The organism is Duganella sp. GW821-FHT07F09 (genome assembly GCF_059418705.1).
Window position 1 is genome coordinate 126,037 of sequence record NZ_JBWKQJ010000011.1, and the last position, 14,767, is coordinate 140,803.

The 14,767-nt window shown below is 67.3% G+C and carries 11 protein-coding genes; 9 read left to right on the forward strand and 2 right to left on the reverse strand.

The genetic code is table 11. The annotated features are described in order from the left end of the window. The 8 genes from AC07P1_RS26195 (at position 1) to AC07P1_RS26230 (ending at position 11,286) form a co-directional block, all read left to right on the forward strand. Complete coding sequence (locus AC07P1_RS26195; RefSeq protein ID WP_494698589.1) at positions 1–2,268, forward strand: DEAD/DEAH box helicase; 2,268 nt, start codon at positions 1–3, stop codon at positions 2,266–2,268. Positions 2,269–2,580: 312 nt separating this feature from the next. After that, positions 2,581–2,715, forward strand: coding sequence for a hypothetical protein (locus AC07P1_RS26200; RefSeq protein ID WP_494698590.1), 135 nt, complete (start codon positions 2,581–2,583; stop codon positions 2,713–2,715). Further along, the gene (locus AC07P1_RS26205) at positions 2,715–4,601 is read left to right on the forward strand and encodes a TnsB C-terminal domain-containing protein (RefSeq protein ID WP_494698591.1); all 1,887 of its coding nucleotides are present in this window, start codon (positions 2,715–2,717) and stop codon (positions 4,599–4,601) included. The genes AC07P1_RS26200 and AC07P1_RS26205 overlap by 1 nt, the downstream gene beginning before the upstream one ends. 388 nt (positions 4,602–4,989) lie before the next feature. Beyond that, complete coding sequence (locus tag AC07P1_RS26210; RefSeq protein ID WP_494698592.1) at positions 4,990–6,597, forward strand: flavin monoamine oxidase family protein; 1,608 nt, start codon at positions 4,990–4,992, stop codon at positions 6,595–6,597. Further along, positions 6,594–7,013: a c-type cytochrome gene (locus AC07P1_RS26215; protein ID WP_494698593.1), complete on the forward strand. Its 420-nt coding sequence runs from the start codon at positions 6,594–6,596 to the stop codon at positions 7,011–7,013. Before AC07P1_RS26210 ends, AC07P1_RS26215 begins: the two co-directional genes overlap by 4 nt. 24 nt (positions 7,014–7,037) lie before the next feature. Further along, positions 7,038–7,589 (forward strand): RidA family protein, encoded by a 552-nt coding sequence (locus AC07P1_RS26220; protein WP_494698594.1) that lies wholly within the window; start codon positions 7,038–7,040, stop codon positions 7,587–7,589. A gap of 72 nt (positions 7,590–7,661) precedes the next feature. Next, positions 7,662–10,133 carry a TonB-dependent receptor plug domain-containing protein gene (locus AC07P1_RS26225; RefSeq protein WP_494698595.1) on the forward strand — a complete coding sequence of 824 codons (2,472 nt, stop codon included), beginning with the start codon at positions 7,662–7,664 and terminating at the stop codon, positions 10,131–10,133. 238 nt (positions 10,134–10,371) lie between these two features. After that, a complete protein-coding gene (locus AC07P1_RS26230; RefSeq protein ID WP_494698596.1) occupies positions 10,372–11,286 on the forward strand; it encodes an alpha/beta hydrolase in 915 nt (304 codons plus the stop codon). Here AC07P1_RS26230 and AC07P1_RS26235 read toward each other — a convergent pair. Further along, positions 11,283–11,657, reverse strand: coding sequence for a nucleotide pyrophosphohydrolase (locus tag AC07P1_RS26235; protein WP_494698597.1), 375 nt, complete (start codon positions 11,655–11,657; stop codon positions 11,283–11,285). The genes AC07P1_RS26230 and AC07P1_RS26235 overlap by 4 nt on opposite strands. Positions 11,658–11,787: 130 nt before the next feature. On the opposite strand from AC07P1_RS26235, the gene AC07P1_RS26240 reads away from it, so the two are divergent. Then, positions 11,788–12,678, forward strand: a complete 891-nt coding sequence (locus tag AC07P1_RS26240) for a head GIN domain-containing protein (protein ID WP_494698598.1) — start codon at positions 11,788–11,790, stop codon at positions 12,676–12,678. Positions 12,679–12,819: 141 nt separating this feature from the next. Here AC07P1_RS26240 and AC07P1_RS26245 read toward each other — a convergent pair whose 3' ends face one another. Continuing rightward, positions 12,820–14,712, reverse strand: coding sequence for a putative bifunctional diguanylate cyclase/phosphodiesterase (locus tag AC07P1_RS26245; protein ID WP_494698599.1), 1,893 nt, complete (start codon positions 14,710–14,712; stop codon positions 12,820–12,822). Positions 14,713–14,767: the final 55 nt, after the last annotated feature.

A 14,767-nucleotide genomic window follows, 5' to 3' on the forward strand; every position in this document is an offset into this window, starting at 1 on the left:
ATGTCTGACACCCCAACCTCCCCCATTACCCTTTTCACCGATCTGAATCTGAGCGCGCCGCTGATCAAGGCCCTCAAGGACGTCGGCTACGAGTCGCCTTCGCCGATCCAGGCCGCCACCATTCCTTCGCTGCTCGACAACCTCGACGTGCTGGGCCAGGCGCAGACCGGCACCGGCAAAACCGCCGCCTTCGCGCTGCCGATCCTGTCGCGCATCGACATCAAGCAGACCACGCCGCAGGCGCTGGTGCTGGCGCCGACCCGCGAGCTGGCGATCCAGGTGGCCGAGGCCTTCCAGACCTACGCCGCGCACATCCCCGGCTTCCACGTGCTGCCGATCTACGGCGGCCAAAGCTACGGCCCGCAGCTGTCGGCGCTGCGCCGCGGCGTGCACGTCGTCGTCGGCACGCCGGGCCGCGTCATCGACCACCTGGACAAGGGTTCGCTCGACCTGTCCAAGCTTAAAACCCTGGTGCTCGACGAGGCCGACGAGATGCTGCGCATGGGCTTTATCGACGACGTCGAGCGCATCCTGCAGGAGACGCCCGACAGCCGCCAGACCGCGCTGTTTTCGGCGACGATGCCGTCGGCGATCCGCCGCATCGCCAACACCTATCTGCGCAGCCCCAAGGAAATCACCGTCGCCGCCAAGACCGGCACCGCCGAAAACATCCGCCAGCGCTACTGGCTGGTGTCGGGCATGCACAAGCTCCACGCGCTGACCCGCATCCTGGAGGCCGAGAACTTCGACGGCATGATCATCTTCTCGCGCACCAAGCTCGGTACCGAGGAACTGGCCAGCAAGCTGCAGGCGCGCGGCTTCTCGGCCGCCGCCATCAACGGCGACGTCCAGCAGCAGCAGCGCGAGCGCACCATCCAGCAGCTCAAGGACGGCAAGATCGACATCCTGGTGGCCACCGACGTCGCCGCGCGCGGCCTGGACGTCGAGCGCATCAGCCATGTGGTGAACTACGACGTGCCGCACGATCCGGAAAGCTACACCCACCGCATCGGCCGCACCGGCCGCGCCGGCCGCAGCGGCGAGGCGATCCTGTTCATCACGCCGCGCGAGAAGAACCTGCTCAAATCGATCGAGCGCGCCACGCGCCAGCCGATCGGCATGCTCGAGCTGCCGACCATCCAGGCGGTCAACGACGTGCGCATCGCCAAATTCAAGTCGCAGATCAGCGAAACCCTGGCCCAGGGCGAGCTGGAACAGTTCCAGTCGCTGATCGAGGACTTCGAGCGCGAACAGAACATCCCGGCGATCGAGATCGCCGCCGCGCTGGCCAAGATGGCGCGCGGCGACGTGCCGCTGCTGCTCGATAAGAAGCAGCAGACCGCCGCCGCCACCTGGGACGAGCGGCCGGGCCGCCAGGTCGGCTTCGAGCGTCATGACCGTGGCGACCGTCCCGAGCGTGGCGACCGTGGTGATCGATTCGATCGCGGCGACCGCGCCGAGCGTCCGGACCGCGCCGACCGTTTCCCGAAAAAGGAGCGCGTTGTGCGCGCCGCCGATCCGGGCATGCAGACCTTCCGCATCGAAGTGGGCTACCAGCACGGCGTCAAGCCGGGTAACATCGTCGGCGCCATCGCCAACGAGGGCGGCATCGACTCCAAGCATATCGGCCGCATCGAGATCTACGACGACTACAGCGTGCTCGATATGCCCGACAACCTGACCGGCGACGTGCTCGACCACCTGGCCGGCATCAAGGTCGCCGGCCAGCAGCTGCGCATCAGCCGCGATAACGGTGACGGCGCACCCGCGGCATCGGCATCGGCCGCTCCATCGGCTCCGGCACGTCCGGCGCCGGCCAAAGCCGCCCCGGCCAGGGCGCCCGCCGCCGACAAGCCGGCTGCCGACAAGCCGGCCGCCTCGCCGCTGGCGCGCGCCGCCCGCGTCGACGCCGCCGAACTGGACGACGCCGCGCCGAAGAAGAAAAAGGAAAAGCCGGGCAAGGTCACCCTGCCGATGAGCGCCTTCCGCATCGAAGTGGGCAGCAACAACGCCGCCACCCCGTCCAACATCGTCGGCGCCATCGCCAACGAGGCCGGGCTGGAGGCCAAGCACATCGGCCGCATCGAGATCTTCGACACCTACAGCATGGTCGAGTTGCCTGACGGCATGCCCGACGAGCTGTTCAAGCACCTGGGCAAGGTGTGGGTCGGCGGCGCGCAGCTGAAAATCAGTCATGCCGACCGCATGCCGCCGGAGTCGGGCAAGTCGACGCCGCCGAAGAAGAAGCCTGTCGGCAAGAAGTACTAACCGCGACGCGGGTGCCATACCCGCCGCCATCGCATCGACAACGGGGCCGCAAGGCCCCGTTTTTCGTTCGCGGCGCCGCTTCTTGTTGTTGCACAGACAAGGTGCGCCCATCTGTTGCGTTGCACCAAAACAAAGCTTGATCCGCCGCAAACACCACGCCCGTTAAACCCCGCATGAATCACTCTCATAGGAGAAGCTGCTTTCCGGCAAGGCTGGCCCGCTTATTGCATATGTGATAGCACATCCCTATAAAAGGCGCGCCTGCCGAGGCGCCTCAACCTGGAGACAAGTCGTTTAGATCGGAGCATTGAGATGACATCATTCAGGAAGCTGTGGAACATCTTTGTCGATTCGCTCAAGCCGCAGATTTTGCGCGAGCATAATCAGGCCGGCCCGTACGCGATCATCGTCGACAGCCGGCCATTCACCGTCTCGAAGGGGCGCTAATGCTACTGCGGAACGACCTGCTGCACTATACGCATCCGTCTCCGCGCACCGTCCGCATTTTGTGGATCGCTCCCGAGCAGAGCCACGCCTATGTCTTCGACGTGGCGGCCCGCTCGGCCGATGTAGAACTCGTCCAACTGTCGGTGCTGCACGCCGACATCCGGGCCGGCCGCGCCAGCGTGCTGTCGGCCGACCCTTATTTAATGGTCGTCAGCCAGGACCTGCTGCCGGCCAAACACCTGCAACTGCGCGCGCGCGCCTGGGAGATCATCGAGCCGCTGGTGGCGCTGGAGCCGGGCATCTACGAGGCGCGCCAGCGCGGCCAGCTGATCGCCCGCGCCACCGGCGCCCACGGCGTCTCGCACCCGACCATCTACCGCTACCTGCGCCGCTACTGGCAGCGCGGCCAGACCCCCAACGCGCTGCTGCCGGATTACTGCAACTCGGGCGGCAAGGGCAAGGTGCGCCAGGCCTCGGCCGGCGTCAAGCGCGGACGCCCGCGCAAGAACGGCGCCGACGCCGGCCCCGGCCTGAACGCCGACGAGGAGATCCGCCGCACCTTCCGCGTCGCCATCGCGCGCTACGCGGCGGGCCACGCCAAGTTCTCGCGCCTGGGCGCCTATGAACAGATGCTCGACGAGTTCTTCGTCGAGCGCCGCATCGACGAACCATCGGGCCGCGTGCTGACCACGCCGGCCGGCCGCAGCGCCGTGCTGCCGACCTTCGGCCAGTTCAACTACTGGCTCGACCACGACGACGACCGTCCGCCCGAGGTGGCGCGCCGCGGCGACGGCGCCGCCGCGTTCTGGCCGCCCGCGTCCGCCGCTGCCGTGTCCAACGCGCCCGCCGCCGTGGTCGGCCAGCCGGCCGCGCCGACGCCGCAGGCGCTGCCGCCCGGCCGCCCCGGCGCCGGCTTCTATCTCGACGCCGTCTGCGCCGAGGTGCGGCTGGTCTCGCGCGCCGACCGCCGGCAATCGATCGGCCGCCCGCGCATCTACCTGGCGATCGATTCGTTCAGCCGCCTGGTCACCGGCGTCTACATCGGCCTGGGGCCGGCCAGCTGGCCGCAGGCGATGCTGGCGCTGGCCAACTGCGGCGCCGACAAGCAACGCTACAGCCAGCAGTTCGGCCGCCGCATCGAGGCGGCGCAGTGGCCGTGCCGCCACCTGCCCGAAACCTTGTTCGCCAACGCCGCGCTGACGGCCGGCCTGGAACGCGGCGAAGGCGGCATGGACCCGGCCTTGCTCAACAACTTCAACCTGCGCTGCGTCGCCGTCGACGACGGCCCGGACGACTGGAAGGCGGTGCTGGAAAAGCGTTTCCGCCTGCTCGCGCCGGACGACGAGGGCGCGCCGTGCCGGCTCGACGGCGTGCTCGATCTGGAGCAGTTCACCCGCATCGTCGTCGACTGCGTCCTCTATTACAACAACCGCCACCCGCTGCGCCACGCCGGCAACGCCACCCCGCGCCAGTTGTGGGACTGGGGCGTGGCCCATCGCGGCGGCAGCCTCAAAACCTATCCCGAGCACCTGATCCGCTGCAGCCTGATGCCGGTGGCGGCGGCGCAGGTCGGCGCCGACGGCATCCGCCTGTTCGAAAGTACTTACACCTGCGCTCGCGCCATCAACGAGCGCTGGTTCGAGCGCGCGCGCCTGCGCGGACACTGGAGCGTCAAGGTCGCCTACGATCCGTCCAACCTGGACATGATCTACCTGCTCGACCCGGCCGCGCCGATGCAGTTCCACGCCTGCCACCTGGACGACGCCTGCGCCGCCCAGCGCCATCTGTCGGCCGAGGAGATCGCCCGCCTGCCGCGCGGGGCGGCGCCCGCGCCGGTGCCGCCGGCACGCAGCGGCGCGCCGGCCCTGGCCAGCTTCGCGGGCTGATTTCCCGCGCGGTCCCCGCCGGCGCGGTCCAGCGTCGTGCATCCTCCAATTCCCTGTTTCGGCGCCTGCCACTTGCTGGTGCGCGGCGTCGCCGCGCGCCGCCGCCGGCCCGCCTTGCGCGCGCGCGCACGCCGCGCCGCGCCGCGAATAAAGTCCGTTTCGCGCAAATAAAGTTTGTCGCCGGCGGCGATTTTTAGGGCGCTGCCGGCGTGCCGTGGGCACCCATGTAAAAACATTGTTCGATGGCGGGAGGCCTTGTGGCATAAGGCTTTCCTCCATCATGAAGCATGTTTGTTTTGGTTGTTCCGCGTGGCACGAGCCTTGCTAGATTGGAACTATGGGTAAGCAAGTCACCCAAGTTATTTCAGGCAGACTGGTGAGGAAACCGATGGAAAGCAAAACAGTAAAACCGTTTAAACCGTTTAGTTCATTTACCCGTAGGGACTTTCTGTACCGGGCCGCCGCCGTCGGCGGCACCGGCCTGCTGTTAAACACCATGAACGCCTGGGGCATGGGCATCGGCTCGACGTCCTCGGCGCCGCCGGTCCTCAGCGGCAGCGGCAAGGGCAAGAAGGTGGTGATCCTCGGCGCCGGCCTGGCCGGACTGACCGCCGCCTACGAGCTGGGCAAGCTCGGTTACCAGTGCCAGATCCTCGAGGCGCGCGCCTTCGCCGGCGGCCGTTGCCAGACCGCCCGCAAGGGCTTCAGCCTGACCGAGTTGGGCGGCGACAAACAGACCTGCGCCTTCGACGAGGGCCAGTACATCAACCACGGCCCGTGGCGCATCCCGCTGCACCACCAGTCGACCCTGCACTACACGCGCCTGTTCGAGGTGCCGCTGGAGGTGATGGTCAACGAGAACGACCACTCCTATGTGTACTCCGAAAACGCCGGCCCCTTCGCCGGCAAGCGCCTGCGCATCAAGGAGGTCAAGGCCGACATGCGCGGCCACGTCGACGAGATGCTGGCCAAGTCGATCAAGAACAACCAGCTCGACGCCGAGCTGACGGCCGACGACAAGCGCCTGCTGCTGGACTATCTGGCGCACGAGGGCCAGCTGGCCGGCGCCGACCTGCAATACAAGGGCCGCACCGGCCGCGGCTTCGCCGTCTATCCGGGCGCCGGCATGGAGCCGGGGCCGGGCAAGCAGTCCGACCCGCTGGGCTTCAAGGACCTGCTGGCGTCCAAGCTGGGCAACGTCTACAGCGCCGTGCAGGACTTCCCGATGCAGGCGACCATGTTCCAGCCGGTCGGCGGCATGGACGCGATTCCGAAGGCGTTCGAAAAGCGCGTCGGCAAGACCATCCGCTACCGCGCCGAGGTGCAGACCATCCGCCAGAACGACAAAGGCGTGACCGTCGCCTTCAAGGACACCGCCACCGGCAAGGCCTCCAGCGTGACGGCCGACTACTGCCTGTGCACCATCCCGCTGTCGGTGCTGCGCCAGATCGACACCGATTTCTCCGACACGTTCAAGAAGGCCGTCGCCACGGTGGCCTACGCGCCGGTCGGCAAGATCGGCCTGCAGATGAAGCGCCGCTTCTGGGAGGAGGATGACCATATCTACGGCGGCCACGTGCTCACCGACATCAAGGGCATCAACACCATCTCGATGCCGTCGTACGGCTGGCAGAAAAAGAAGGGCGTGCTGCTCGGCTACTACCAGTACCAGACGGCCGCCATCGAGGTCAGCGCGCTGACGCCCACCGAGCGCGCCGAATTCGCCGTCGCCGCCGGCCAGAAGATCTTCCCGCAGTACCGCGACGAATACGAGAACGCGTTCTCGGTTGCGTGGCATCGCGTGCAGTACAACCTGGGCGGCTGGGCCGAGTGGACCGAGAAGACCCGCGCCGCCGCCTATCCGACCCTGCTCGAGGGCGAGGGCAGGATCATGCTCGCCGGCGAGCACCTGAGCTACCTGACCGGCTGGCAGGCCGGCGCCATCGAATCGGCCTGGCAGCAGATCGCCAAGATCCACGCGAGGGCCAGCGCATGAGGGACACGTTATTGAAGGCCGCGATGGTGATCGTGGCGGGCTTCGCGGCCGCCGCCAGCGCGCCGTCGCGGGCGCAGACCACGGCGCCGGACGGCAAGGCGCTGTTCCTGAAAAACTGCGCGGCCTGCCACCAGGCCAGCGGCAAGGGCATACCCGGCGCGTTCCCGCCGCTGGCCGGCAGCAAGTTCGTCACCGGCGACCACGCCGAGGTGGCCACGGTGCTGCTCAAGGGCCGGGGCGGCATGCCCGACTTCAGCGAGACCATCAGCGACGCCGACATGGCCGCCATCCTGACCTACGTGCGCGCCAGCTGGGGCAACAAGGCCGACGCGCTGACCGAGGCCGAGGTGCTCAAGCTGCGCGATGCGCTCGGCGTGGCCCAATTCGGCGCCGCCGTAATGTCGAACAAACACTGATTACAACCAAAGGAAGACGAGACCATGACCAAAGCATCGACGAACGCATTGACCAAATCCATCGCCGCACTGTTGATCCCCGCCGCCATCGGCCTGATGTCGGCATCGCCGGCGATGGCCGCCGCCAAGGCCAAGGTGGAGGAGAAGGCCGACATCGTCCGCCACAAGATTCCGAACTCCGACTTCCCGATCGCGCTGGCGGTGACGATCCCGCCGACGGCCACCATCCACTTCATCAGCGGCCAGGTGCCCGCAGTGATCGACAAGACCGCCGCGCCGGATTCGCTGGCCGCCTTCGGCGACACCAAGGCGCAGACCGAGACGGTGCTCAAGAAGATCAAGGAGATCCTCGAGGGCATGAAGCTGGAGATGTCCGACGTCGTCAAGATGCAGGTGTTCCTGGTCGGCGATCCGGCCAAGGGCGGCAAGGGCGACACCAAGGGCTTCATGGAAGCCTACACCCAGTACTTCGGCGGCGCCCAGCCCAACCTGCCGGCGCGCGCCGTGGTGCAGGTGGCCGGCTTGAGCAACCCGGGCTGGCTGGTCGAGATCGAGGTGGTGGCCGCGAAAAAATAAGCGGTATCGGAATTAGATTCGGGTTCGGGTTCAGGTCTTACTTTTCTAATTATTCAAATGGGGATTTAAAATATGCATAAGGCCACACTGAAGATCGGCGTCGCAGCCGTGTTGTCCACCCTGGCGATCGGCGCCGCGTATGCGGCCAATCCTGCCGATGCCGCCGTCGACGCCGCCGTCGAAGCGGCGGCCGCGCCGGCCGACGCCGCGTCGGCCGGTTCGGTGATCGTCACCGGCACCCGCTCGAGCGGCATGAAGGCCGAGAACAGCGCCTCGCCGATCCAGGTGCTCGACTCGGCCTCGCTGATGCGCACCGGCCAGCCGGACCTGATCCAGGCGCTGGCGCAGAACCTGCCGTCGTTCACCGCCCAGGCCTTCGGCGGCGACACCGCCAACCTGACCCTGTCGGCCCGCCTGCGCGGCCTGAGCCCGAACAACACGCTGGTGCTGATCAACGGCAAGCGCCGCCACGGCACCGCCAATCTGGCCGTGCTGGGCGGCCCGTACCAGGGCGGCGCGGCGGCCGACCTGAACTTCATCCCGGTGTCGGCCATCGACCATATCGAGGTGCTGCAGGACGGCGCGGCCGCCCAATACGGCTCCGACGCCATCGCCGGCGTGATCAACATCATCCTCAAATCGAACGACCATGGCGGCACCGCCTCGGCCACCGGCGGCGGCTATTGGGACGGCGGCGGCAAGACCGTCGGCGGCTCGGCCAACATCGGCTTCGAACCGTTCAAGGACGCCTTCCTGAGCGTGACGGCGGAATCCAAATACCACGACTACAGCGACCGTGGCGGCATCGACCCGCGCCTGCTCGATGCCGGCAACATCGCCGCCGCGCCGGGCATGACGTCGATCCCCGGCTACCCGTACCTGAACAAGATCCAGGGCGACGCCCAGTACCACCTGCAGGTGTTGGCGGCCAACTTCGGCTGGGACGTCACCAAGGACGTCCAGATCTACAGCATCGCCACCTACGGCGAGAAGGTCGCGCGCGCCTACGAGAACTACCGCCTGCCGACCCGCATTCCGAAGATGTACCCGCAGGGCTTCTCGCCGAAAGAGAAGATCAACCAGAAGGACTTCGGCTGGACCGGCGGCGTCAAGGGCAAGCTGGCCGAGTGGAACCTGGACCTGAGCACCACCTACGGGCGCGACAAGTCCGAGATCGGCGTCGAGGATTCGGCCAACGCCTCGCTGTTCAACGACACCGGCTACTCGCCGACCACGTTCAAGGCCGGCGCCTTCATCGCCAGCCAGCTCACCACCACGCTCGAGTCGAGCCGCGAATTCGACGTCGGCTGGAGCAAGCCGCTCACCTTCGCCGCCGGCGTCGAGCACCGCATCGACAAGTACGAGATCCAGGCCGGCGACGCGGCCTCGCGCTACAAGGAGGGCTCGCAGTCGTATCCAGGCTTCTCGCTGACCGACGCCGGCCGCCACCGCCGCACCAACAAGGCCGCCTATATCGACATCGCCGGCAATCCGATCAAGGACCTGACGGTCGACCTGGCGGGGCGCTACGAGCACTTCTCCGACTTCGGCAGCGCCAGGGTCGGCAAGCTGACCTCGCGCTATGACCTGACGCCGGCGGCGGCCGTGCGCGGCACCTTCAGTAACGGCTTCCGCGCGCCGACCTTGGCCGAATCGTACTACTCGGCCACCAATGTCGGCCCGACCAGCGCCTTCGTGCAGCTGGCGCCCAACTCGCCGGGCGCGCGCCTGGTCGGCGTCGACGGCCTCAAACCGGAAGCGTCCACCAACCTCAGTCTGGGTATGGTGCTCAACCCGGCCAGCAATCTGAATATCACGTTCGACGTCTACCAGATCAAGATCCGCGACCGCATCGTCGGTTCGGGCGCCTTGTACGGTTCCGGCGGCGCGGTCAACTCGCCGGCCGTGACGGCGGCGATTCTGGCCAACGGCAATGTCCTGGATAGTACCGTCAGCCAGACCGGCATCAACATCTTCTCGAACGCGGTCAACACCCGCAGCCGGGGACTGGAGTTCGTCACCACGTTGAACGAGAACTACGGCGCCTACGGCCGTGTTGACTGGTCGATCGCGGCCAATTACAACAAGGTCGAAGTCACCAAGATCAACCAGGCGCCGACGCAGCTGCTGCCGCAAACCTTGCTCGACAAGACCGCCATCTCCAACCTGGAGACGGCCTCGCCGAAGATGCGCGTGAACCTGGGCGCGCTGTGGAAGATCGGCGACTGGACCATCAACCTGCGCGAGGCGATCTACGGCAAGTCGAACGACTACGGCAGCGAGGACGGCTCGGTCTATCACAAGACCGAGATCAAGGCCAAGGCGATCACCGATCTGGAGGTGGGATACAAGGTCAATCCGGCGTGGTCGGTGGCGGTGGGGGCCAACAATCTGTTCAACACCTACCCGAACGGCGTCAATCCGGCGCTGCTGGCCGACCAGCGCGCCGCGCTGGACAACGCGGCGGTGACGGTGCTGCCGTCGTTCTCGCCGTTCGGTATCAATGGCGGGTATTACTACGTGCGGGCCAACTATAAGTGGTAAGCCGCTGGCGGCTCGTGGCGGATTACGCCGTTCCGGCTAATCCGCCCTACGTGTCTCCACGACGGCGCGACAGACGCATGATTGCACCGTCCAGGCAAAGGGTGCGTTAAAACACGTAGGGCGGATTAGCGCAGCGTAATCCGCCACGCTCCGCCGCCGACGCATTCTTCGGCCACGACCGCCCTCGGGGGCGGTTTTTTTTCGTGTAGCATAAGCGCTTCAAACCACGGAGCGTCGCATGTTGAAAAAAATGGGCAGGACCCTGCTGGCCGCCGCCATCGCCGGCCATGCTGGCGCCGCCGCCGCGCCGATGACCTTGCAGGACTACCTGGCCCTGAACGGCCCCGCCCCCAGCCTGCACGTAGCCTACGGCGCCGCCCCGTCCCAGTTCGCCGAACTGTTCGCGCCACCGGGCGACGGCCCGCATCCAATCGCGGTGGTCATCCACGGCGGCTGCTGGACCAGGGAATTCGGCGGCATCACGCAAATGCGCAACATCGCCGGCGACCTGCTGCGCCAGGGCGTGGCGGTATGGAACGTCGAATACCGCCGCTTCGACGAGGAGGGCGGCGGCTACCCCGGCATGTATCTCGACGTCGCCACCGCGATGGACCGCCTGCGCGCGCTGGCGCCCGCCCACCGGCTCGACCTGTCGCGCATCGTGCTGGTCGGTCACTCGGCCGGCGGCCACCTGGCGCAGTGGGCCGGCTCGCGCGCGCGCCTGCCGCGCACCAGCTCCCTGTACGTGGCCGACCCGCTGCCGGTGCCCACCGTGATCAGCCTGGGCGGCCTGGCCGACCTGCGCAACGAGGCGGCCCTGATCAAAACCAGCTGCGAGCGCGACACCGCGCAACTGGCCGGCACGCCGAGCGCCGCGCGGCCGGACGTCTTCGCCGACACCTCGCCGGCCGAGATGCTGCCGTCCGGCGTGCGCACGGTGCTGATCCACGGCGAGTTCGACGCCGTGTCGCCTATCAGGGCCGGGCACGATTACGCGCGCCGCGCCATCGCCACCGGCGACGCGGCGGAGGTGATCGTGCTGCCGGGAGGCAGCCACTACGACGAGGTGGCGGCGACGTCGCCGTCGTGGTCCATCGTCTCGGCGCAGATCCGCAAGGCGCTCGGCATCGGCGATCCGCCGGCGGGGCGCTAGTATTCGGTCGACTTGCGGGCGTCGCCGCGCACCCGGTCGGCCGGATACTTGGCCGCGTTGAGCGCCATTTTCTCCAGCGCCGCCGCGCGCAGGTCGACGCCGGTCTTGTCGGCCAGCTGGACCAGGTAGAGCAGCACGTCGGCCAGCTCGTGGCGGATGCCGGCGCGTTTGGCGTCATCGAGTTCGGCGTCGGCGCCGGTGTGCAGCCACTGGAAATGCTCGGCCAGCTCCGCCACCTCGACCGACAGCGCCATCGCCAGGTTTTTCGGAGTGTGGAACTGTTCCCAGTCGCGCTCGCGGGCGAAGGCGCGGGTCAGGTCGCGCAACTCGGTCAGGGTGTCCGGGGTAGGGGAGGAGGGTTGTGTATCCATGACCTCCATGTTAGCACCATCCGTTTTTGCGCTTCACTCCCCGTTTTCGACGTTTTGTCGCATGGCGAGGGCGGGGAGCGGGGGCGCTGGCTATAGTGATACCACTATAAAACTCCACGGATACCCGATCATGCGCCTCTCCGCCATCGCCTTCGCCACCATTGCCGCCTTCTCCACCCTGGCCACCATCGCCGGCTGCGCCGTCATCGTCATCCCGGAAGACGGCAATATGCAGTACAAGACCTCCTTCGGCGGCAACGCGGTCGAGGGCAACGGCCAGAGCGCCGTCGAGCGGCGCGACGCGGTCGTCGCGGCCAGTGTCGACGGCATCGACATTAACGGCCCTTTGCAGGTCGAGGTGCGCGTCGGCGAGGCGGCCTCGCTGCGGGTCGAAGGCGACAGCAACCTGCTGCCGCTGCTGCGCACCGACGCCGGCGGCGCCACCCTGCGCGTCTGGGTCGAGGGCAGCGTGCGCGCCTCCAACCCGCTGCGCGTGGTCTACACCACGCCCCAGCTGCGCCGCATCCAATCGAATGGCTCCGGGCGCCTGTCGGTCACCGGCCTGAATGGCGGCACCTTGAACCTGAGCCAGAACGGTTCGCGCGCGGTGCAGTTGGCCGGCAATGTGAGCCGGCTCGAGGCGCGTTTGAACGGTTCGGGCAGTGTCGATGCGAACGGTCTGCAAAGCGGCTCCACCGTGGCCAGCTTGAACGGCTCCGGGCGGCTCAACCTGGGCAACCTGCAGGGCGAGACGCTCAACCTGGACCTGCACGGCTCCGGCGGCGTCAACGCCAGCGGCAGCGTGCGTAGCATGACCGTGCGCCTGTACGGTTCCGGCAGCGCCGACCTGGCCGGCCTGGCCAGCCAGAGCGCGGAACTGAGCGCGCATGGCTCGGGCAGCATCTCGGCCGCCGTCAGCCAATCGTTGGTGGCCGACGCCAACGGTTCCGGAAGGGTCACCGTGTACGGCAACCCGGCGCAGCGCAGCGTCAGCGGCAAGCGCGTGAGCGTGCTGCAGTAAAAGATGCCCACGGAATCAAGCTCCCATCTAAAACACGTAGGGCGGATTAGCGAAGCGTAATCGGCCATCGATGAGTCGCCGGCGGCGCATAGATGGCCGATTACGGCGTTCCGCCTAATCCGCCCTACGTGCCTGCCTGGCTTATGAGGTTGCCGTGGCCGGGCTTTTCGTCAGCCGCTCGATCATCTCCGCCAGCGGCATCGGCCGCCCGTACAGATAACCCTGCAGACACGGGCAGCCATGGCCGATCAGGAAATCGGCCTGCGCCCGTGTCTCCACGCCTTCGGCCACCACGTGCAGCCCCAGATGGCCGGCCATCGCCAGGATCGATTGCACCAGCGCCGAGCTGCTGCCGTCGTCCGGCGCGTCGATGATGAAGCTGCGATCTATCTTGAGCTCATACAGCGGCATTTTTTTCAGGTAGGCCAGGCTGGAATAGCCGGTGCCGAAATCGTCGATCGAAAAGCGCAGTCCCAGCGCCGCCAGTTGATGCATGCGCGCGATGGTGTCATCCAGTTTGTCGATCAACAGCCCTTCCGTCACCTCCAGTATCAGCCGCCCGGCGGGCGCCCCGGTCTCGGCCAGGGTGCGCTGCACCAGCGCGACGAAATCCGGTTGGCGGAACTGGCTGGGACTGACGTTGACCGACAGCGGCATAGCCAGGCCGACGCGCTCCAGCAGCAGCACCGCCTCGCAGGCCTGGCGCAGCGCCCAGGCGCCCAGCGCCAGGATCAGTCCCGACTCCTCGGCCACCGGGATGAAGACGGACGGCGGCACCATCGCGCCGTCGGCCAGCGGCCAGCGCATCAGCAGCTCGCCGCCGATGGCGCGGCCGTCGCGGTCGACCTGCGGCTGCACGTGCATGCGCAGGTCGCCCCCGGCCAGCGCGGCGGCCAGGTCGCGCTCCATCGACAGGCGCTGTTCGACCGCGGTCTGCATCGCCATCTCGAAGAAGGCGATGCCGTTGCGGCCCTCGGCCTTGGCGCGGTACATTGCCGTATCGGCCTCGCGCAGCAGGTCGTGCGCGGTCTGTTCCTGCCCGCCGTGGAGGGGTTTGGGCAGCATCGTCACGCCGATGCTGGCGGTCGATGTGTATATCTGGCCGTCGATCTCGAACTCCTCGCCGATGGTGACGCGGACCTTTTCGGCCACCGTGCGCGCGGCGTGGGTGGCGCTCTCCAGGTCGTCGGCCAGGTGCGCCAGCACCACGACGAATTCGTCGCCGCCGATGCGCGCCACGGTGTCGGCCTTGCGCACCAGCTGGCTCAGGCGCACGGCCGCCTTGCACAGCAGCGCGTCGCCGGTGGCGTGGCCGCGCGCGTCGTTGATGGTTTTGAAGCGATCGAGGTCGACGAACATCACCGCGCTGAAGGTGGCGCTGCGCGCGGAGCTGGCCAGCAGCGTGTCGATGCGGTCCATCAGCAGGCGGCGGTTGGGCAGGCCGGTGAGCACGTCGAAGAACGCCAGCCGCTCCAGCGAATCGGCGCCGGCGCGCAGTTCGTCGAAGGAGCGCGCCAGCTGCTGCAGCAGCACCGCGCACGACAGCGTCAGCACCGCCGCGATGAACATGAAATTGATCGAGATGATGGCCGATTTGAGGAAGGCATGGTCGGGCATGCCGTCGATCTCCACCTTGGCGTTCTCCTCGTAACCGAGCACCATCACCGCCAGTCCGGCCAGCAGCAGCATCCACAACGCCGGGCGCAGTCCGAGCAGCAGCGCGGCGAGCACCGGGATGGCCAACAGGTAGATCTGGCTGACCGGTCCGATCTTGAGCAGCAGCCCGACGCCGACCACGAAGGCGACGGCCAGGAAGTTGAGCACGCGGACGGTGTAGGCGACACGGCGCAGCAGCAGGATGGCGCCGATCCACGACAGCGCGACGACGTCGACAACGACGATGGACCACATGCCCTCGCTGGCGGCCAGCAGCATGCTGGGGACGGCCGTGGCCAGTCCAAGCAGGAACACGATCAGCAGCAGCTTGGCGAAAATCCGCGCGCGCCAGTGCGCGATGTCGTTCGGCGCAGCCACGTTAGCCGTCTCCCCGGTGCGATGGATCTATTGTTATTCGTTTATGGTGATCCTG

What these genes read in the sequence shown, in the direction of transcription:
- AC07P1_RS26195 (WP_494698589.1), top strand. Translation starts at nt 1, where the DNA reads ATGTCTGACACCCCAACCTCCCCCATTACCCTTTTCACCGATCTGAAT.
- AC07P1_RS26235 (WP_494698597.1), bottom strand. Translation starts at nt 11,657, where the DNA reads ATGGATACACAACCCTCCTCCCCTACCCCGGACACCCTGACCGAGTTG.
- AC07P1_RS26240 (WP_494698598.1), top strand. Translation starts at nt 11,788, where the DNA reads ATGCGCCTCTCCGCCATCGCCTTCGCCACCATTGCCGCCTTCTCCACC.
- AC07P1_RS26220 (WP_494698594.1), top strand. Translation starts at nt 7,038, where the DNA reads ATGACCAAAGCATCGACGAACGCATTGACCAAATCCATCGCCGCACTG.
- AC07P1_RS26205 (WP_494698591.1), top strand. Translation starts at nt 2,715, where the DNA reads ATGCTACTGCGGAACGACCTGCTGCACTATACGCATCCGTCTCCGCGC.
- AC07P1_RS26230 (WP_494698596.1), top strand. Translation starts at nt 10,372, where the DNA reads ATGTTGAAAAAAATGGGCAGGACCCTGCTGGCCGCCGCCATCGCCGGC.
- AC07P1_RS26200 (WP_494698590.1), top strand. Translation starts at nt 2,581, where the DNA reads ATGACATCATTCAGGAAGCTGTGGAACATCTTTGTCGATTCGCTCAAG.
- AC07P1_RS26210 (WP_494698592.1), top strand. Translation starts at nt 4,990, where the DNA reads ATGGAAAGCAAAACAGTAAAACCGTTTAAACCGTTTAGTTCATTTACC.
- AC07P1_RS26225 (WP_494698595.1), top strand. Translation starts at nt 7,662, where the DNA reads ATGCATAAGGCCACACTGAAGATCGGCGTCGCAGCCGTGTTGTCCACC.
- AC07P1_RS26215 (WP_494698593.1), top strand. Translation starts at nt 6,594, where the DNA reads ATGAGGGACACGTTATTGAAGGCCGCGATGGTGATCGTGGCGGGCTTC.